Origin of the sequence: Listeria innocua (assembly GCF_028596125.1) — a bacterium.
Lineage (GTDB): Bacteria > Bacillota > Bacilli > Lactobacillales > Listeriaceae > Listeria > Listeria innocua.
Window position 1 is genome coordinate 1808201 of sequence record NZ_CP117229.1, and the last position, 18906, is coordinate 1827106.

Here is an 18906-nt window from a genome sequence, read left to right on the forward strand (position 1 = left end):
CTATTTATACACGTGCTTTAGGTTGCTTAACTTCACTGGCATTCATTGATTCTAGTTCGAAGGAGCGTGATTCAAGTACACGCAAGATTGCTTCTGCTGTATCAAGCGACGTACAAACTGGAATGCCATTTTCGACAGATTCACGACGAATTTGGAAACCATCACGTTCTGGACGTTTACCTGTAGTTAAAGTGTTCACTACGAGCGTAACTTGGCCGTTTCGAATGTAATCAATTAATGTTTCTTGATTTTCACCAATTTTTTTCACTTGTGAAACTGGGATTTCTGCTTCTTCTAGTGTGCTGGCTGTTCCTTTTGTCGCCATGATAGTGAAACCGATGCGATTAAATCTCTTAGCTAGTTCAACTGCTTCTTCTTTATCACGGTCAGCAACTGTTAGCAGTACTGTCCCATAATCATGCATCGTTGTTCCACTTGCTACAAAGCCTTTATAGAGAGCTTTTTCAAGCGTAACGTCTTTCCCCATAACTTCCCCGGTTGATTTCATTTCAGGTCCAAGTGATGTATCAACGCTACGCAATTTCGCGAAGGAGAACACGGGTACTTTCACAAAAATTTCTTGTTTTTCTGGTGCAAGTCCCGGCGTGTAACCAAGGTCAATCAAGTTTTCTCCTAAAATAACTCTTGTTGCCACATTCGCCATTGGGATTTCCGTGATTTTACTTAAAAATGGTGCTGTCCGGCTTGAGCGAGGGTTTACTTCGATAACGAAAACTTCTTCACCGTCAACAACATACTGGATGTTAAGCATACCGATAATGTTTAAGCCGGTTGCAAGTCTGGTCGTATAATCTACAATTGTATTTTTCACCTGTTCGCTTAAACGTTGTGCTGGATATACGGCAATCGAGTCACCAGAATGGACACCGGCACGTTCAATGTGTTCCATGATTCCAGGGATTAATACATTTTCGCCGTCGCTGATTGCGTCGACTTCTACTTCTTGACCGCTAACATAACGATCGACTAACACAGGATGTTTCGGATTAACTTTTACTGCATTTGTCATATAATGTTTTAACGCTTCTTCAGATTCTACAATTTCCATTGCCCGTCCACCAAGTACATAAGATGGTCGCACTAAGACTGGGTAGCCAATATCCGTTGCTACTTTGATCGCTGCTTCTACGGAAGTGGCTGTTTTTCCAGCTGGTTGTGGGATTTGTAAGATTTCTAATGCTTTTTCAAAAGCGTCGCGGTTTTCTGCACGGTCGGTATCTTCTAAGCTTGTACCAAGAATTTTAACTCCTCGTTTCGCAAGCCCATCTGCTAAGTTAATGGCAGTTTGTCCACCGAATTGTACGACAACGCCAAGTGGTTGTTCGATTTCGATTACATGCATAACATCTTCTAAAGTAAGTGGTTCAAAGTACAGTTTGTCCGATATACTAAAGTCGGTAGAGACTGTTTCCGGGTTATTGTTGATGATAATCGCCTCGTAACCGGCTTGTTGAATTGCCCAGACGGAATGTACTGTCGCGTAATCAAATTCTACCCCTTGCCCAATCCGAATCGGACCAGAGCCAAGTACAATTACGCTTTCTTTACTTGAGCGTATCGACTCATTTTCATCTTCGTAGGTGCTATAGAAGTATGGCGTAGTGGACTCAAATTCGGCCGCACATGTATCCACCATTTTATATACTGGGAAAAGATTTTGCGCTTTTCGTAAGTCGTATATTGCTTGTTCGTCGATATTCCAGCAAGTGGCGATAAACGCGTCAGAAAAACCTGCTCGTTTCGCTTCTGCTAAAATTTCTTCGTTTTGCGGGTTTTCTTTCAAGCGATTTTCTAGTTCGATCGTTTTACTTAATTTGTATAGGAAGAATAAATCTATTTTTGTTTTCGCGTGTAGTTGTTCGATTGTTTGACCACGGCGCAATGCTGCTGCTAAGAAGAATAAGCGATCATCTTCTGGGAAACAAATTTTGCGTTCTAATGTTTCCGCGTCAGCATTTTCAGCTTCTTCGAGTAGTAAATGGTCAGCGCCAATTTCAAGGGAACGTACTGCTTTTAGAAGGGCTTCTTCCCATGAACGACCGATTGCCATAACTTCTCCAGTTGCTTTCATTTGTGTGCCAAGGCGACGATCCGCTTGTTCGAACTTATCAAAAGCAAACCGTGGAATTTTCGCAACAACATAATCTAGCGTTGGTTCAAAATGCGCGTAAGTTGTTCCTGTTACTGGATTTCTAACTTCATCTAGTGTTAAGCCAACTGCGATTTTTGCTGCTAGTTTTGCAATCGGGTAACCAGTTGCTTTCGAGGCAAGTGCGGATGAACGACTCACACGCGGGTTTACTTCGATTACATAGTAGTTGTAACTATCCGGATCAAGTGCTAGCTGAACATTACAGCCACCTTCAATTTCCAGTGCGCGGATAATTTTTAATGAAACATCCCGCAACAGTTGGTATTCACGGTCGGAAAGTGTTTGACTTGGTGCAACAACAATCGAATCGCCGGTATGTATGCCAACTGGGTCAATATTTTCCATGTTACAAACAACCATCGCGTTATTGTTCGCATCACGCATTACTTCATATTCTACTTCTTTAAATCCAGCGATACTTTTTTCTAGTAAGCACTGAGTTACTGGGCTTAATTTTAATCCGCTAGTTACTGTCTCAATTAATTCTTGTTCATTATGGCATATCCCGCCGCCAGAACCACCTAACGTATAAGCCGGGCGAACGATAACCGGATAGCCAATTCGTTCTACAAAAGTATAAGCTTCGTCTAAATTATGGATAATATCGCTTTCTGGTACTGGCTCACCTAGTTCATTCATCAAATCACGGAAAGCTTCCCGGTCTTCCGCTTTTTTTATCGCTGTCAAATCAGTTCCAAGTACTTCCACATTACATTCATCCAAAATCCCCGCAGCTGAAAGTTCCATCGCCATGTTTAACCCCGTTTGTCCTCCAAGCGTAGGTAAAATGGCATCCGGACGTTCTTTACGAATGATGCGCGATACAAAATCAAGTGTAATTGGCTCAATGTATACTTTGTCAGCCATTTCTGCGTCTGTCATAATCGTCGCTGGATTCGAGTTCACTAATACTACCCGATAACCTTCTTCTTTTAAGCTTAAGCAGGCTTGAGTTCCCGCATAGTCAAACTCCGCTGCTTGTCCAATAACAATCGGGCCAGAGCCGATTACAAGAATTGTTTTTATATCGTCACGTTTAGGCATGTAATTCACCCTCCTCTTTCACATTCATCATTTCCATAAATTCGTCAAACAAGTAGTTAACGTCACTTGGACCTGGGTTTGCTTCTGGATGATATTGTACGGTATACGCTTGGTATTCCTTGTGTGCAAGGCCTTCCACTGTTTCATCGTTTAATTCAATATGCGTTACTTTTAAATCAGTGCCGATAAGCGATTCCTTTTCTACCGCATAACCGTGATTTTGCGCAGTGAAGTCAACGCGGCCGGTTGCTAGTTCTTTTACTGGATGATTCGCGCCACGGTGACCGAACTTCAATTTAAACGTATCTGCTCCGTTTGCTAGTGCAAATAGTTGGTGCCCTAAGCAGATTCCAAATAATGGCAGTTTACCTTGAATACCGCGAATCATTTCTAGCGCTTCGGGTACGTCTTTCGGGTCACCAGGTCCGTTTGATAACATCACGCCATCTGGATGCATGGCAAGGATTTCTTCGGCAGTTGTATTATAAGGAACAACCGTCACATAACAATTACGTTTATTCAGTTCTCGTAAAATCGAGCTTTTCACACCATAATCCACAAGTACAACTCGTTTACCATCGCCAGGACTTGCAAAAGCTTTAGCTGAAGATACTTCATGTACTTGGTCAACTGGTAAGCGTACAGAACGAAGATGGTGTAGCAATTCTTCTTTGTCTGCTGTTGCTGCTGATAAAATTCCTTTTAGCGTACCTTCTTTACGAATTAATTTCGTTAATTTACGCGTATCAATTCCCGCGATTCCAGGAATGCCTTTTTCTTTTAAAAATTCATTTAAAGTAATTTGGTTGCGCCAGTTGGATGGATACTCTGCGGCTTCACGCACAACGACTCCTTTAACAGCTGGATTAATGGATTCAAAATCATCGCGGTTCACGCCGTAGTTTCCAACAAGTGGATACGTAAAAGTGATAATTTGCCCATAATATGAAGGGTCTGTGATTGTTTCTTGGTAGCCAGTCATTCCCGTATTAAAAACAACTTCACCGATTGTTTCTTTTTCACTACCAATTGCATCACCGATAAAGTAATTGCCATCTTCTAGCATTAAAATTCGCTTTGTCATTTGATTTCCCCCTCATTGTATACAAGTTCTCCTTCTGCAAACGTTGCTACCGGCCAGCCGATACACGTTTCTCCAACAAATGGTGTATTTTTTCCTTTTGAGTAAAAAGTAGCTGGATCAATAGTTGCTTCTTTTTCTAAATCAAGTACGACAATATCTGCTACTGCGCCTTCTTCTAGTTTTCCGTATGGGAGTTTAAAGCACTCTGCTGGCTTCACTGTCATCCAGTCGATAAGTTGTTTTAACGTCCATTCGTTCGTTTTGACAAAATGGGTGTATAGCAGTGGGAAAGCCGTTTCTAAACCGACAATACCGAATGCGGCTTGCTCCATTGGGACATTTTTTTCTTCCGCTGCGTGTGGTGCGTGGTCAGTTGCGATAAAATCAATCGTTCCATCTAGTAATCCTTCTAAAAGAGCCGCGCGATCTTCTTTGCTGCGAAGTGGTGGATTCATTTTCCAGTTGCCGTCATTTCCCGGAATGTCCTCTTCGTCGAGTATCAAGTGATGTGGCGAAACTTCTGCTGTGACACGGATACCCGCTCGTTTTGCATCACGTACCACGCGAACAGATTCTTTAGTCGAAATATGGCAAACATGATAGTGACAGCCGGCTGCTTCTGCTAGTAAAACATCACGCGCGATTTGAACCGATTCTGCAATGTTTGGAATGCCTTTAAGTCCTTCTTTTTCAGCAAAAATTCCGTCATGGACCACTCCGCCGTAAATGAGCGAGTTGTCTTCACAGTGAGCAACGATTGCCATATCTAGTGCTGCTGCTCGTTTCATTGCCTCGTACATTGTTCCGGCTAGCTGTACGCCCACGCCATCATCTGTAAAAGCAAATGCTCCAGCTTCTTTTAAAGCTTCAAAATCTACTAGCTCGTCCGTTCCAAGACTCGTTGTAATGGATGCGTATGGTAACACTCGAACTTCTGCTGTTTCTTTAATTTTTGCTTGTAAACTGTTCATTACTTCTTTGGAATCTGGAACAGGTTTTGTATTAGGCATCGAACAAATCGTTGTATAACCTCCGCGTGCTGCTGCTTTTGTTCCTGTCAAAATGGTTTCTTTATGTTCTCCGCCTGGTTCGCGAAGATGTACGTGAACATCGATAAAGCCTGGTGCGATTAGTTTTCCCGTTGCATCAAATTCTTCGCCACTTGTTACTTCAATCGAATCTGCAATCAAGTTGACTTTGCCGTTTTGAATAAGTACATCTTTGTTCTCTAGTTCGCCTGATTCATTTAACACTTGACCATTTTTTAATACGTACATACTTTCGCCCTCATTTCCTGTTCTTTTAAAATTGATTCCAAAATTGCCATTCTTATAAAAACGCCATTTGTCATTTGCGTAACAATGCGTGATTTTTCGCTTTCAACTAAGCTATCAGCAATTTCAACGTCGCGGTTCACTGGGCTTGGGTGCATGATGATTGCATCTTGTTTTAATTTCGCTGCCCGTTCAACCGTAAGTCCAAATTTTTCGTGATAACTTGCTTTTGTAAATTGTTCTGTTCCACTATGTCGCTCATGTTGTACACGCAACAGCATCATCACATCGACTTTTTCAACAATCTCATCGACGGGTAGGTATGTGCCGTATTCTAAGTAGCTATCATCAAACCATTCTTTCGGTCCGGAGAAAAACAACTTCGCTCCAAGTCTTTTTAATACTTTCATATTTGAGTTCGCTACCCTGCTGTGTCTTATATCGCCAGCAATCGCCACTTTTAAATCTTGAAAAGTCCCAAATTGTTCTTTTATCGTGAATAAGTCTAGTAGTGATTGACTCGGATGTTCCCCGCAGCCATCTCCGCCGTTTACGATAGCAATATTTAATTTATCAAGTCCGGCATAGTAGTTTTCTTCAGAATGTCTGATAACTGCTACATTTACTCCGACAGCTTCCATAGTTAACAGTGTGTCGTAAAGCGTTTCGCCCTTTGTCATGCTAGAAGTTGCTGCGTCAAAGGACACAACCTCTACTCCTAACTTTTTCTCTGCTACTTCAAAACTCGTATGCGTTCTAGTACTTGGTTCAAAAAACATATTTACTGCAAAAGCTTGTTCTTTCAAAGTTGCTTTTTTTCCGTGCTTAAACTGTGCCGCCTGCTCTAATAAATGCTCGATTTCATGGACGGTTAATGCTTCCATTGACAACAAATTTTTCATTCAAAGCGCCACCTTTTCTCATTCATTTTATACAAAAACCTCTGTGAAATTTTGTCTGCAGAGGTTTTTTGTGGTGTGTTATGCTGATTTATGCTCGGCTGGTAAGACTAAGTTTAAGATAATCCCAATGACTGCTGCGAGTGCCATACCAGATAGTTCGAACGTTCCAGCTTTAATGAACAAGCCGCCAATTCCTACTACTAGTACAACAGAAGCGATAATCATATTACGATTGACACTTAAATCAATTTTGTTTTCAATCATCATTCGAAGTCCACTTGTCGCAATAACCCCAAAGAGTAGCAGGGAAATTCCGCCTAGAACTGCTGTTGGAACCGAGGTGATAACTGCATTAATGTAGCCGATAAATCCGAAGAGGATAGCGAAAACTGCCGCGCCTCCTATAACAAACACGCTATATACTTTTGTAATTGCTAGAACACCAATGTTTTCACCGTATGTTGTTACAGGTGGTCCACCGATTAACGATGCGATAACCGAAGCAGTACCATCCGCAAGCAAGGAACGATGAAGTCCTGGATCTTTGAAAAAGTTTTTATTTGTGATTCGATTAAGTAGTAATTGATGCCCCATATGTTCTGCCATCGTAACAAACGCTAGTGGCGCCATACTAAGGATGACTGTAACAGTAATAACTGGGTCGATATTTACAAATGGAATACTGAAATCTGGTACTTGGAAAAACGAGGCATTTTTGATTAACGTGTAATCTACCATACCGAAAGCCATACTTGTTAAGTAACCTACTGTGAAGCCAAACAAAATCGGAATCAAGCCCATAAATCCTTTGAAAAACATCATGGCGATTATGGTTGCAAGGAGCGTGATTATTGCTACAGTTAAAGTTTCTAAACTATATTTACCATTGTTCGTTCCCATCGCCATCGCAGCCGCACTTGGAGCTAGCGACAAACCGATAACCATAATAACTGGTCCAACAACAATTGGCGGTAATACTTTTTGAATCCAATCAACACCTGCGTAATAAACAATCAAAGAAACAATTGCATAAACTACTCCGACTGAGAAAGTTCCGACCATAACTGCGCCCGGCCCTCCGCCAGATTTTGCTGCAAGTAATGCTGTAATTGGTGCAATAAAGGTAAAGGAAGAACCTAGATATGCGGGGATTTTCCCGCGAGTAATTCCTAGATAAGCAAGTGTCCCGAGCCCGCTAGATACAAGCGCCACTCCCGGACTTAACCCTGTCACACTTGGCACAAAGATAGTAGAGCCAAACATGGTGAAAAGGTGCTGGATGCTAAGAATAATCCATTTATTAAAGCTTGGTTTTTCGTGTATATCTAGTACTGGTTTTGTCACTGTTTCTGTCGTTTCTGTCATTTTCTTCCCTCTTTCTTCATAAAAAATACCCCTTGCCTCGGTCGACAAAGAGTATAGAATAATCCCCTATAGAAATTAATCACTCTTTGTCAGCCTCACAGGACTGCTTTTAAAAAAGTGTTACATTGTTATTCATTTTTGTTGATAATAACCGCATCTTCTGAATGATCCACATCGGTCAAACGCACTTCTACTCGCTCGTTACCTGATGTTGGAATATTTTTCCCTACGTAGTCTGCTCTGATTGGAAGCTCTCTATGACCCCGATCAGCCAGTACTGCAAGGTGAATTTGCGCAGGTCTACCTACATCCATTAATGCGTCCATTGCGGCACGCACAGTTCGACCTGTATAAAGCACATCATCTACAAGAACGACTTTTTTTCCATTAATATCAAATGGAATGTTCGTCCCATGTACAGCGGGTTCGCGCGTTTTATCATCTTTGAAAGATAAGTCATCGCGATAAAGCGTAATGTCAATATCCCCGACTGGCACGTCAATACCTTCAATTTCAAGTATCCGCTTATGCAAACGCTCCGCAAGATAAATACCACGAGTCTTAATACCGACAAGCGCTAAATTCTTTGTCCCTTTGTTTCGTTCGATGATTTCGTAACTAACCCGGGTAAGCGCGCGTTTGATTGCCGCCTCGTCCATGACAACTACTTGTTTTTGCATCCGAAATCTCTCCTTTTGTGCAAAAAAATAACCCTCTGCCAGTGTAAGCAAGGGAACGCGTACGAGTATACAAATAACCCGTCAAATTATCGTCACCTTCTTAGCCTCTCTGGACTATGTTAAAGGACTTTATTTCATTAGATTCATCTTACCTGAAAGAACTCTCCCTGTCAATCAAAAAAATATAAAACATGTTATACTGTTTATAATAAAATAAAGGAGGCCAAAATTATGGCTACATCTAAAGCGAAAAAGAAACGCCAAAAACTAGTGCGTGAAGGTCGTTTAAATCCAGAAATCAAACGAAGCCCCTTTGCACTAATTGACCTAAGCTCCAAGCAAACAAAAACTAAAAAAGGATATCTTTATAGTAGGAAAAAGAAGAATCACCAAGAAGATGATTCTTTTTTTTGCGGTTTTTTTTAAGTTTTCACATTTTATACATAAAACGGTTTAAAATAATGGGCTCACTCTAGAAATTATTCCTCTTTTTTTATGCTTTATGCTATGCTTTAATAGCTAAAAAAACATCTACTTAAGAGGTGAATAGAATGAGCATTATGAATAGTTTATTACAACAGAAAGAAACCGTCGTTAAAGGTTGGCTTACGTATTATGTATCTGTGGATGATCCATATGTTTTTGCCTTAAAAGATGACCACCGCCTAATGGACGAAACCGGTTTTGTCTTGGAAAATTTATTTATTGGTATGACCGAAGACCTTGCAAAAATGAATACATTCGCTCGTGAATTAGGAAAGGCACAATTTATTACATCACTTGGCATTTCACGCATTTTATTTCATATTCGTTTACTAGAAGAATTTTTACTAGATTATGCCTCGGAAATAAATGCAGAATGTAATAATTACCGCGAGTTATATCTTTTTAGCATCAAACTCCACCAAGTATTTAGTAGTTTCACACAACATTTAATCGAAGGATACACACTCGCTACAGAACAATTAGTCCAACAAAAAGAAAACCAAATCATCAAAAGTTCAACAAAACTAATTTGGCTTGCTGAAAAAGTATTTCTTTTGCCACTTATAGGAAAAATAACGGATGAACGGGCAAAACAAATTACCGAAACGGCTCTTTTTGAAACGTGCGAACAACCCGTAAACTATTTGATTATTGACTTATCTGGCGTACAATTTGATTCAGCTAATATTGGCGAATATATTGAGCACTTCTTCTCTTCACTCAAACTTGTCGGAGTGACACCAATCATTACCGGAATGCAGCCGGAAACCGCCAAAATAATGGTACAAGCCAACTTGACCGAGCAAAAAGGCATTAAAACATTTGCTACTTTACGTCAAGCAACTAAATCACTTATCAAAGAAAAAGAAGCAAGAAACGCCATTAAATAGGCATTCTTGCTTCTTTTTTAGTTTTCTTGTCGTAATGATTTAAGCGCTTGTTCAAAAGAATCTGGTAGTGGAGCTTCAAAGGTCATTCGTTCATTTGTCGTCGGATGATCAAATCCTAGTTTGGCCGCATGAAGGAATTGTCCATTACCTTTTATTGTATTTTTTGGTCCGTATTTTGGATCACCAGCTAGCGGATGACCAATATATTTAAGGTGGACACGAATTTGGTGTGTCCTCCCCGTGTCAAGCTTACAGTTAATAAGAGTATAACCAGGCAAACGCTCAATTACTTCAAAATGAGTCCGCGCTTCTTTGCCGTCACGAACAACAGCCATTTTTTGACGGTCTTCTTTTGCTCGACCAATTGGCGCTTCAATCGTTCCTTTTTGATGGACAATATCACCATGGACGAGTGCGATATATTCTCGATCAGATGTTTTATCTTTTAATTGTTTGGCTAGTGATTCATGCGCATGGTCGTTTTTCGCAACCATAAGCAATCCCGATGTATCTTTATCAATTCGGTGAACAATCCCTGGACGAATTTTACCATTTATACCAGATAAATCATCACAATGAAATAATAAAGCATTTACAAGCGTTCCACTCGCATGACCAGCTGATGGATGAACCACCATTCCTTCAGGTTTATTTACAACGAGCATATCTTTGTCTTCAAAATAAATATCAAGTGGAATATCTTCGGCTAAAATCTCCAGTTCTTCTGGTTCACGAGCTTCATAACGAATTTCGTCTCCTACTTGAACTTTATAATTCGGCTTCGCAAGTTCTCCGTTTACCGTTATATCGCCATTTTTTAGCATAAGTTGTATCGCTGAACGACTTTTTTCCATCATTTCAGCAATAACTTTATCCACACGTTCCCGGGCGTGACTCTCTTCTATAATCAATGTTTCATTCTGCATTATTTAATTCCTTTCGTTTTGCGGTCGTCTACAAAAACATACACGAGCATTAGTACGACACCAACTGAAAGCGCGGCATCTGCCACATTAAAGATTGGGAAGTAATAATTTCCCCACACTGTTTGTACAAAATCCACCACTTCTTGATGCAAGATCCGGTCGATAAAATTACCAATCGCACCACCTAGAATAAACGCTAAACTAATGGAAAATAGTCGCTTTCCTTTGGCATATTTTTGCATAATATAAATTATAATTCCAATAACGATTACAGTAATAAGATAGAAAAACCACATATGCCCTTCTAAAATACTCCAAGCTGCTCCGTCATTACGATAGCTTGTCCAGTATAAAAATCCAGGAATAACTTCTATTTTCTGTCCAATTTCCATGTTTTGAACAACAATCCATTTAGTCAATTGGTCTAGCGCAATCACGGCTAGGGTGATTAGATAATAATACATTTTTCGAACCCTCTTTTCACATCAGTTAGATAAAAAGTACGCGCTCCCCTTTAAACTTAAGAAGAGCGCATTGCTTCTTTGTTATTGTATGATAAATTGAAGCAAAAATAAAGCTGCAATCACATACATGACTGGTGAAGTACGTTCTTCGTTCTTCGTAAAAGCGCGAAGAATTGGATACGCGATAAAACCAGCCGCAATTCCGTCTGCAATACTATACGTCAGCGGGATTAACACAATAATCAGTAGTGCTGAAAAAGTTTCTGCCGGATTGGATAAATCCATTTCTTTAAATTCTTGCAGCATCGACATCCCAATTACAACTAAAATGGGCGCGATTGCACTGTTCGGAATAAAAGATAATACCGGCATTAAGAAAAGGGATGCGATAAAGAACAGACCAGTCGTTATTGTTGCCAGACCGGTTTTTGCTCCACTCGCAAACATCGAACCACTTTCAAGCGCAGAGATGGTTGGACTTGTACCAAATAAGCCAGATAAAAAGGCAGTTAGGGAGCTCGCTTTTAAAACGCGTGGTAATTTTTCGGTTTGTTTTAGTTGTCTTACTTGACCATTTGTAAGACCAACCGTTTCAAACACAATGACCATTGTCATCGTAAAGACGGCGCTCCAAAAACTAACGCTCGCCATCCCAGAAAAATCAGCTTTAAAGAGAACATCACTCCACGGCGCAACACTAATCGAAGCGCCATCAGCTTTCCCGGTTACACCAAACATTACTCCAACAAGTGTTCCGATAATTAAACTCCATAAGAAAGTGCCTGGAATTTTTCGGATAACTAAAATCATTGTTAGTAAAAGTGTAACTAGTGTTGCTAAGACGAATGGATCGCTTAAATCTCCAACTGCAATTATGGCATGTTTCCCACTTGTTACGATTCCGCCTTTTTCAAGCCCTAGGAAGATTAAGAAAATACCTAACCCGACCGTAATGGCTTGTTTTAAAATGAGCGGGATAGCTTTATTTAGTTTTCCTGCAAGTGGTGTGAACGCAAGAATCATAAATAATAAGCCACTCATCGTAACAGCAGCAAGTGCAACCTGCCAACTTAGTCCCATTCCTTGAACAAGGGTATACGCAAACAGCGCATTAATCCCCATTCCTGGCATTAGAATAAGTGGTGCATTTGCCCAAAATCCCATAATCAAACAACCTAACGCCGAAATAAAAATCGTCGCAAGGACTGCTCCTTGATAAGGAACTCCAGCCTCAGCTAAAATCGAGCTATTGACGACAATAATATATGCCACCGTAAAAAAGCCAATCATACCAGCTAAAAATTCAGTCCGGATATTGGTTTTATGCTCGTTCAGCCGAAATACTTTGTTGAAAAATTTCTGCATACTTTTTCCTCATTATGAAATTGTCCCTCTCCCAACCCGCAGAGTATTGCCCCTGCCACAGAACTTTATTATAACAAAGATAGTACATATACGAAAGGAAAAGTTTTTTGTTACGCCGCCAGATTGCCTTATTTATGCTATAATCTTTAAGGATGTAAAAAGGAGATGATTACTTGCAACAAACAGTCACATACGGAGCTAAATGGAAACAGTTTTTAACGATATTCACACCGATTGTCATTACGCAACTCACGCTTTTCTCCATGACATTTTTTGATACAACGATGAGCGGAAATTATTCGAATCAGGCGCTGGCTGGTGTAGCGATTGGTAGTTCATTTTGGGCTCCAGTGAATGCCGCTTTTTCTGGGTTATTAATGGCTATCACACCAATTATCGCTCAATTAATCGGGGCGAAGAAAGAAAAACAAGTCAAAAACACCGTGCATAATGGTTTATATATTGCTTTATTTTTAGCTTTTATTTTAATTCTTATTAATTTTTTAGTCGTTCCAACGATTTTGACGCATATGCCTGTCACCGCAGAAGTTGCGCATATCGCTCGCCACTTCTTAAATGGGATATGTATTGGGATTCCCGCTTTTTTTATTTCAGCGATTTTACGCTCATTCATTGATTCGCTTGGTTTGACCAGAGTCACCATGTTAATTACGCTTTGTACAGTTCCGTTTAATATCTTTTTAAATTACTGCTTTATTTTTGGGAACTTCGGTTTTCCGGAAATGGGTGGTGCTGGTAGTGGTTATGCGACGGGGATTACGTACTGGCTCGTTGTTTTAGTTAGTGTGATTCTGATTCAAACACAAACGAGATTGCGTAAATTCGGTATTTTTAAAGGCCTCACAGCGCTTCGTTTTTCCAAAGTAAAAGAAATTATCGGGATTGGAGTGCCAAATGGGTTAACAATTTTATTTGAAACGAGTATTTTCTCAGCGGTGACGATTTTAATGGGTGCTTTTGGGACGGAGACGATTGCAGCGCATCAATCAGCCAATAGTGTTTGTACCTTGCTTTATGCGTTTCCTCTTAGTGTTGCTTCCACTCTGACAATACTTGGTGGTTACGAAACAGGCGCAAAACGGTTAAAAGATGCCAAACAATATCGCCATATTGGTATGACGGCAGCGATTCTAATTGGCTGTATTAATGGAGCGATACTGTTTTTCTTCCGTGATATTATTGCTGGCTTCTACACGAATGACGCAGAATTAAGTGATTTAATTATGCATTTCTTAGTATATGCGATATTATTTCAATTTGCAGATGCCGTTTTATCACCTGTTCTTGGGGCGCTTCGGGGTTATAAAGATGTTGCAATTACCTCGATTATCGCCTTTATCTCCTATTGGTTAATTGGACTCCCAGTAGGTTACGGGTTATCCTTTACAAATTTAGGACCATTTGGTTACTGGATAGGATTGAGTACTGGCTTGTTTGTCGCCGCGTTTATTTTATCCATTCGGGTTCGTAAAACGGAACGTAAGCTTTCTTTAAATGCAAAAAACGCAGAGATTTCGAGTTAATCTCTGCGTTTTTTTATTTAGCTAAACCATCATGAATTTTATCAAGATTATAGCGCATCATTTCTAAATAAGTGTCGCCTTCTTCGCCTTTTTTCGCAGTAGAATCCGTGAAGATTTTAGCGAAAATTGGTACGCCGGTTTCTTTAGATACACTTTCCATACTGCGCGGATCCACGCTCGTTTCGACAAATAAGTTAGGTACTCGCTCTTTTTCAACGATACTAATAATTTGTTTCATTTGGTCAGGTGTGCCTTGACTTTCCGTGTTGATTTCCCAAATGTACGCAGCTTTTAAACCATAGCGAGCAGCAAAATATTTAAATGCCCCTTCACTTGTCACTAATGTTTTTTGATTTTCTGGTAAATCTGCAAATTTTTGTTTTGCCTCTTTATCCAGTGTTGCTAGTTTATCGATATATTTTTTGGCGTTTTCTTTATAAAAATTAGCATTGTCTGGATCAGCCTTTACAAGGGCATCGCGTACATTTTCCGTATAAATAATACCGTTATGAAGATCTAACCAAGCGTGCGGGTCTGTTTCAGAAGTCTTTCCTTTTTCTGTTAAATATTTTGGTTTTACCCCTTTACTTAACTCGACTACTTGGTCTTTGTCATCTCTTGATTTATCAGCTGTTTCGAGCATTCGGTCAAACCAACCATTCCCAGTTTCTAAGTTTAAGCCATTGTAAAAAATTAAATCTGCATCTGCTGCGCTTTGAATATTATCTGGCAAAGGATCATATTCATGCGGGTCAACGCCAACCGGTACGATGCTATGGAGTTCAATTTTATCCCCACCGACATTTTTTACAATATCCGCTAAAATGGAGTAGGTAGCCACCACATTTAATTTGTCCCCTGTTTTTTTCGTGTCGCTATTTTGGCTTGAACACCCCGCCAGTACTAATACTAAAGCGAAAAGCGTCCCAACTATAACTTTTTTCATTCGATAACCTCCTTCTTTTTAGAAAACAATAATCCTTGTTTTGGTGCGAATAAAAAGGCAATAAAGAAAATAATTGTTGCAACTAATACCATTGCCGCACCTGATGCTAAGTTGAAAATGTAACTGAAATAAAGTCCAATAATTGCACTCACTGCGCCAAATGTGGAAGCGAGCATAATCATTTTAGATAATTTATTTGTGAGGAGATACGCTGTTGCAGCTGGTGTAATTAACATTGCCACTACTAAGATAATTCCAACTGTTTGTAAGGCCGAAACCGTCACAAGTGTCAGCAGTAGCATTAAGAAGTAGTGTAAGAACCGCACATTTAAACCGTATGCTTCTGCCATCACAGGATCAAATGAGCTTACTAGAAATTCTTTATAAAATATTGCGACTAGCGAAATAACCAGTATCGCGATAATAATTGTCATCCACATATCCGAACTCCGCACCGCAAGCACATTTCCGAATAAGATATGGTACAAATCGGTACTACTCTTCGCAAATGAAATTAAAATAATCCCGAGCGCGAAAAATGCACTAAACACGATGCCGATTGCTGTATCATTTTTAATCCGACTTTTTTGATTAACAAAGCCGATGCCAAGTGCTGCTGCAATGCCGAATGTTGCTGCACCTATGAAGAAGTTCATCCCCATCATATAAGAAATTGCTACACCAGGTAACACCGCATGAGAGATCGCATCACCCATTAACGACATTCCTCGCAAAATGATAAAACTACCAATTACACCTGATACAATACCAACTGTCACGGAAGTAATAAGCGCTTTTTGTAAAAAACCATATTGCATTAATCCTTCTAAAAACAGCATCTCTACACCCCCGCCGCAAATGCTACCGGTGCGTCACCATAAGCAAATTGAATTTTTTCTTCTGTAAATGTTTGTTCTACCGGACCGTGTGCCACTAATTTTTTATTGAGTAAAATAATGTCATCAAAGTAAGCAGCTACTTTATGAAAATCATGGTGGACGACTACGATAGTTTTTCCGTTATCTCTTAGCTTTTTTAACAATTTCATAATAAGCGCTTCGCTAGTCATATCAATGCCAGCAAATGGTTCATCTAAAAAGAAGATTTCCGCATGTTGCGCTAAGGCACGAGCAATAAACACACGCTGCAATTGACCACCTGACAGTTCGCCGATTTGTCTTTTACTAAATGCCGTCATCTCCACTTGTTCTAAAGCATCAAATGCCAGCTGTTTTTCTTTTTTACCAGGGCGTTTTATTAATCCCAGGGCCGGATAAGTACCAAGAAGTACCATATCAAAAACAGTGATTGGAAAAGTTAAATCTACTTCACTACGCTGCGGGACATAAGCGATTTTCTTTCTCCAATAAGTGAGAGGCTTATTATCTAATGTTACTTGGCCTTTTTCGCGTGGAACTAATCCCATCATTCCTTTTAATAATGTAGATTTACCAGCACCATTGGGACCGACAATCCCAGTTAATTTTCCTGTTGCTATTTGAAGAGTGACATCATCAATCGCCACTTTTTGTTTATATGCTATCGTTAAACCTTGAATGTTCATTTCTACCACCCTTTTCCCATAAGACTATTTTTTATACTTAACTAAAAATGTTTCCTTAATGCAACTTTAATCCAAAGTATAACGAACAATTATTTTTTTGTAAAGTAAAATGTCTAAAAAAATCCTGTAGTTTTATTAACTACAGGATTTTTACTATTTATTTGATTGTGAGCCATCTGCTAATTTTTTTAGTAATTTGCGGAATTCCGCTTGTTCGTACTCGGAAAAAACAGCAAAACGTTTAACAATCATTTCTTTTTTCTTTTTATCAATTTCTTTGACAAATTCCTCGGCATTAGATGTTAATTTTAATTCGATAATACGGCGGTCTACTTCAGAACGATGACGAGTAATTAATTTCTCTTCGACTAAAGTATCTGTAATGGCTGTGATGTGACTGGCTGAAACATCAAGCGTTTTAGCTAAATCAGATGTTTTCGTTAATCCGCTAGAAATAAGACTCAAGACACGGTATTCGCTACCGCTTAGTCTTTTGTCAAGAACAGCTTCTACCTCATGACGAAAACTATTAAAAATTCGCTTAATCAATGTTTCAATTTCTAAGTATGTTTCCATTTTTTTGCTACCTCCAGTTTTTCAAAAAAGTTATGCGTTTACTTCACCAAGGCTTTTGCTTTTTGTAGTTGTGGATCTGTTTCTTTTAGATGTTTTTGCGTTAGTTCAACTAATTTATCCGTTGTCACGCCGGTCATAATTCCCGTAACATCTAAATTATTTGCTGCTTGAAATCTTTGTACTGCATATTCTGTATCTATATCGTATAAGCCATCTACTTTTCCAACGTTGTAGTCTAGCGCTTTTAGCAATGTTTCGATTGTTTTCACATCATCACCAAAATCGCCATTTTTGTAGACTTTTGTGGAGGAAGGAATAGTCATGGTCGCGTAACTTGGCATGTTCACAACCACATCTGGCGTAATACCTTTTTCATGAATCCATTCGCTATTTGGCGTCAACCATTTTGCGACTGTTAATTTAAGTGTGGAGTCATCGGATAAAGTGGTCGCTGTTTGCACAGTACCTTTACCAAACGATTTATTTCCTACAAGTTTAATACCGCCAGATTCTTTCGCTGCTGCTGCCAGAATTTCTGATGCACTTGCACTCCCACCATCTATAAGCATTGTTGTTGGTACTTTAACTTTATAATCACCATGTGAGCTGCTATCGGCTTTAATGGCGGATTTATCGCCATCTTTTCCTTGTTCTTGAACGACAATTTTGCCATCAGGAACAAATAAACTAGAAATAGAGACTGCTTGATCGAGTAACCCACCTGGATTTCCTCGTAAATCAATCACAAGTCCTTTCATACCATCTTTTTCCAAAGCTTTTAATGCTTTTTCAAGCTCATCATAGGTATTTTCAGAGAAGGTACTAATAGTTACGTGGGCGATTTTGTCATTACCCATTTCTTTATAGACCGTTTCGATTGGAATTTCGTCACGTGTAATAGTTACGTCAAACGGTTTATCTTCATTTGAGCGTTGGATAGTTAAAGTGACATCCGTTCCTTTTTCACCACGGATTTTTTTAGTTGCTTCTGTCGCTGTATCGCCTTTGACAGATTTACCATCAACTTGTGTAATAATATCTTGAGGGCGCAAACCAGCTTTTTCAGCCGGGGAGTTTTTAATTGGAGAGACAACTACGATAGCTCCATCTTTTTCTTGAATTTCAGCACCAATTCCTTCAAAGCTAGAAGAAATTGTGTCATTAAATTCCGCCGATTCTTTTTTCGACATAAAAGTGGAATACGGATCATCTAAGGAATTTACCATACCTGTGATTGCTCCATCTATCATGTTAGTGGATTTCGTGTCTTTATAGTATTTCTCAGAGATTTCATCATAGACATCATAGAGCTTTGTGAATTCTTTTCGCTCTGGGATGCTGACTTTCACTTGCTTATCATCCCCTAAAGACATGACGATCGTTGTTACTAATGCGGTAACAAATACAAAAGCAAATAAAAGCATTATAAATGGGAATAATTTCATTTTTATATAACCATTGCCAGGTTTTGTTTTTTCTTCTTCGGGTTTCTCCACTTTTTCTTCTTTGTTTTGTGGGGATTGTTCCATCTTTCTTCACCACTTTCTATGTAAAATGTAACTAATAATAGTACATTTTATTTAACTCATTTATTTTACCAGTTTTCCAAACATTTTGGTATCT

General features: G+C 39.5%; 16 protein-coding genes and 1 pseudogene. 3 read left to right on the forward strand and 14 right to left on the reverse strand.

All coding sequences use genetic code 11. The annotated features are described in order from the left end of the window. Nucleotides 1–4 precede the first annotated feature (4 nt). The 6 genes from carB to pyrR all read right to left on the reverse strand — a co-directional run bounded on the left by carB (nt 5) and on the right by pyrR (nt 8522). On the reverse strand, nt 5–3217 hold the full coding sequence (carB, locus tag PQQ29_RS09550; protein ID WP_010991677.1) for a carbamoyl-phosphate synthase large subunit: 3213 nt from the start codon (nt 3215–3217) through the stop codon (nt 5–7). Then, nucleotides 3210–4301, reverse strand: coding sequence for a carbamoyl phosphate synthase small subunit (locus PQQ29_RS09555; protein WP_003762963.1), 1092 nt, complete (start codon nt 4299–4301; stop codon nt 3210–3212). Before PQQ29_RS09555 ends, carB begins: the two co-directional genes overlap by 8 nt. Beyond that, the gene (locus PQQ29_RS09560; RefSeq protein ID WP_045553311.1) at nt 4298–5578 is read right to left on the reverse strand and encodes a dihydroorotase; all 1281 of its coding nucleotides are present in this window, start codon (nt 5576–5578) and stop codon (nt 4298–4300) included. The genes PQQ29_RS09555 and PQQ29_RS09560 overlap by 4 nt, the downstream gene beginning before the upstream one ends. Next, nucleotides 5566–6477: an aspartate carbamoyltransferase catalytic subunit gene (locus tag PQQ29_RS09565; RefSeq protein ID WP_010991679.1), complete on the reverse strand. Its 912-nt coding sequence runs from the start codon at nt 6475–6477 to the stop codon at nt 5566–5568. Before PQQ29_RS09565 ends, PQQ29_RS09560 begins: the two co-directional genes overlap by 13 nt. A 78-nt stretch (nt 6478–6555) precedes the next feature. Next, a complete protein-coding gene (locus tag PQQ29_RS09570; RefSeq protein WP_010991680.1) occupies nt 6556–7842 on the reverse strand; it encodes a solute carrier family 23 protein in 1287 nt (428 codons plus the stop codon). Nucleotides 7843–7970: 128 nt separating this feature from the next. Then, nucleotides 7971–8522 carry a bifunctional pyr operon transcriptional regulator/uracil phosphoribosyltransferase PyrR gene (gene pyrR, locus PQQ29_RS09575; RefSeq protein ID WP_003762971.1) on the reverse strand — a complete coding sequence of 184 codons (552 nt, stop codon included), beginning with the start codon at nt 8520–8522 and terminating at the stop codon, nt 7971–7973. 231 nt (nt 8523–8753) lie between these two features. Here pyrR and PQQ29_RS09580 point away from each other — a divergent pair. Beyond that, nucleotides 8754–8979: pseudogene (locus tag PQQ29_RS09580) on the forward strand (hypothetical protein). 94 nt (nt 8980–9073) lie between these two features. Continuing rightward, nucleotides 9074–9898 carry an STAS domain-containing protein gene (locus tag PQQ29_RS09585; RefSeq protein ID WP_003762975.1) on the forward strand — a complete coding sequence of 275 codons (825 nt, stop codon included), beginning with the start codon at nt 9074–9076 and terminating at the stop codon, nt 9896–9898. A 17-nt stretch (nt 9899–9915) separates the two neighbouring features. On the opposite strand, the gene PQQ29_RS09590 is transcribed toward PQQ29_RS09585, so the two are convergent. The 3 genes from PQQ29_RS09590 to PQQ29_RS09600 form a co-directional block, all read right to left on the reverse strand. Then, nucleotides 9916–10824 carry an RluA family pseudouridine synthase gene (locus PQQ29_RS09590; protein ID WP_003762977.1) on the reverse strand — a complete coding sequence of 303 codons (909 nt, stop codon included), beginning with the start codon at nt 10822–10824 and terminating at the stop codon, nt 9916–9918. Then, nucleotides 10824–11288, reverse strand: coding sequence for a signal peptidase II (gene lspA, locus PQQ29_RS09595; protein WP_003729506.1), 465 nt, complete (start codon nt 11286–11288; stop codon nt 10824–10826). Before lspA ends, PQQ29_RS09590 begins: the two co-directional genes overlap by 1 nt. 81 nt (nt 11289–11369) lie before the next feature. Then, nucleotides 11370–12653, reverse strand: coding sequence for an NCS2 family permease (locus PQQ29_RS09600; RefSeq protein ID WP_003769323.1), 1284 nt, complete (start codon nt 12651–12653; stop codon nt 11370–11372). Between the two features lie 173 nt (nt 12654–12826). Here PQQ29_RS09600 and PQQ29_RS09605 point away from each other — a divergent pair, with 173 nt between their 5' ends. Further along, the gene (locus PQQ29_RS09605) at nt 12827–14197 is read left to right on the forward strand and encodes an MATE family efflux transporter (RefSeq protein WP_003762981.1); all 1371 of its coding nucleotides are present in this window, start codon (nt 12827–12829) and stop codon (nt 14195–14197) included. Nucleotides 14198–14210: 13 nt separating this feature from the next. Here the strand turns inward: PQQ29_RS09605 and PQQ29_RS09610 are convergent, their stop codons facing one another. The 5 genes from PQQ29_RS09610 to PQQ29_RS09630 form a co-directional block, all read right to left on the reverse strand. Continuing rightward, nucleotides 14211–15143, reverse strand: coding sequence for a metal ABC transporter substrate-binding protein (locus PQQ29_RS09610; protein ID WP_010991682.1), 933 nt, complete (start codon nt 15141–15143; stop codon nt 14211–14213). Next, nucleotides 15140–15982, reverse strand: a complete 843-nt coding sequence (locus tag PQQ29_RS09615; protein ID WP_003767474.1) for a metal ABC transporter permease — start codon at nt 15980–15982, stop codon at nt 15140–15142. The genes PQQ29_RS09610 and PQQ29_RS09615 overlap by 4 nt, the downstream gene beginning before the upstream one ends. A 2-nt stretch (nt 15983–15984) precedes the next feature. Next, entirely contained in the window at nt 15985–16707 is a 723-nt protein-coding gene (locus tag PQQ29_RS09620) for a metal ABC transporter ATP-binding protein (protein ID WP_003762987.1), read from the reverse strand. A gap of 153 nt (nt 16708–16860) precedes the next feature. Continuing rightward, a complete protein-coding gene (locus PQQ29_RS09625) occupies nt 16861–17283 on the reverse strand; it encodes a MarR family winged helix-turn-helix transcriptional regulator (protein WP_003769328.1) in 423 nt (140 codons plus the stop codon). A gap of 38 nt (nt 17284–17321) precedes the next feature. Further along, nucleotides 17322–18812 (reverse strand): lmo1851 family serine protease, encoded by a 1491-nt coding sequence (locus tag PQQ29_RS09630; RefSeq protein WP_003762989.1) that lies wholly within the window; start codon nt 18810–18812, stop codon nt 17322–17324. Nucleotides 18813–18906 lie beyond the last annotated feature (94 nt).

What these genes read in the sequence shown, in the direction of transcription:
- carB (WP_010991677.1), bottom strand. Translation starts at nt 3,217, where the DNA reads ATGCCTAAACGTGACGATATAAAAACAATTCTTGTAATCGGCTCTGGC.
- PQQ29_RS09555 (WP_003762963.1), bottom strand. Translation starts at nt 4,301, where the DNA reads ATGACAAAGCGAATTTTAATGCTAGAAGATGGCAATTACTTTATCGGT.
- PQQ29_RS09560 (WP_045553311.1), bottom strand. Translation starts at nt 5,578, where the DNA reads ATGTACGTATTAAAAAATGGTCAAGTGTTAAATGAATCAGGCGAACTA.
- PQQ29_RS09565 (WP_010991679.1), bottom strand. Translation starts at nt 6,477, where the DNA reads ATGAAAAATTTGTTGTCAATGGAAGCATTAACCGTCCATGAAATCGAG.
- PQQ29_RS09570 (WP_010991680.1), bottom strand. Translation starts at nt 7,842, where the DNA reads ATGACAGAAACGACAGAAACAGTGACAAAACCAGTACTAGATATACAC.
- pyrR (WP_003762971.1), bottom strand. Translation starts at nt 8,522, where the DNA reads ATGCAAAAACAAGTAGTTGTCATGGACGAGGCGGCAATCAAACGCGCG.
- PQQ29_RS09585 (WP_003762975.1), top strand. Translation starts at nt 9,074, where the DNA reads ATGAGCATTATGAATAGTTTATTACAACAGAAAGAAACCGTCGTTAAA.
- PQQ29_RS09590 (WP_003762977.1), bottom strand. Translation starts at nt 10,824, where the DNA reads ATGCAGAATGAAACATTGATTATAGAAGAGAGTCACGCCCGGGAACGT.
- lspA (WP_003729506.1), bottom strand. Translation starts at nt 11,288, where the DNA reads ATGTATTATTATCTAATCACCCTAGCCGTGATTGCGCTAGACCAATTG.
- PQQ29_RS09600 (WP_003769323.1), bottom strand. Translation starts at nt 12,653, where the DNA reads ATGCAGAAATTTTTCAACAAAGTATTTCGGCTGAACGAGCATAAAACC.
- PQQ29_RS09610 (WP_010991682.1), bottom strand. Translation starts at nt 15,143, where the DNA reads ATGAAAAAAGTTATAGTTGGGACGCTTTTCGCTTTAGTATTAGTACTG.
- PQQ29_RS09615 (WP_003767474.1), bottom strand. Translation starts at nt 15,982, where the DNA reads ATGCTGTTTTTAGAAGGATTAATGCAATATGGTTTTTTACAAAAAGCG.
- PQQ29_RS09620 (WP_003762987.1), bottom strand. Translation starts at nt 16,707, where the DNA reads ATGAACATTCAAGGTTTAACGATAGCATATAAACAAAAAGTGGCGATT.
- PQQ29_RS09625 (WP_003769328.1), bottom strand. Translation starts at nt 17,283, where the DNA reads ATGGAAACATACTTAGAAATTGAAACATTGATTAAGCGAATTTTTAAT.
- PQQ29_RS09630 (WP_003762989.1), bottom strand. Translation starts at nt 18,812, where the DNA reads ATGGAACAATCCCCACAAAACAAAGAAGAAAAAGTGGAGAAACCCGAA.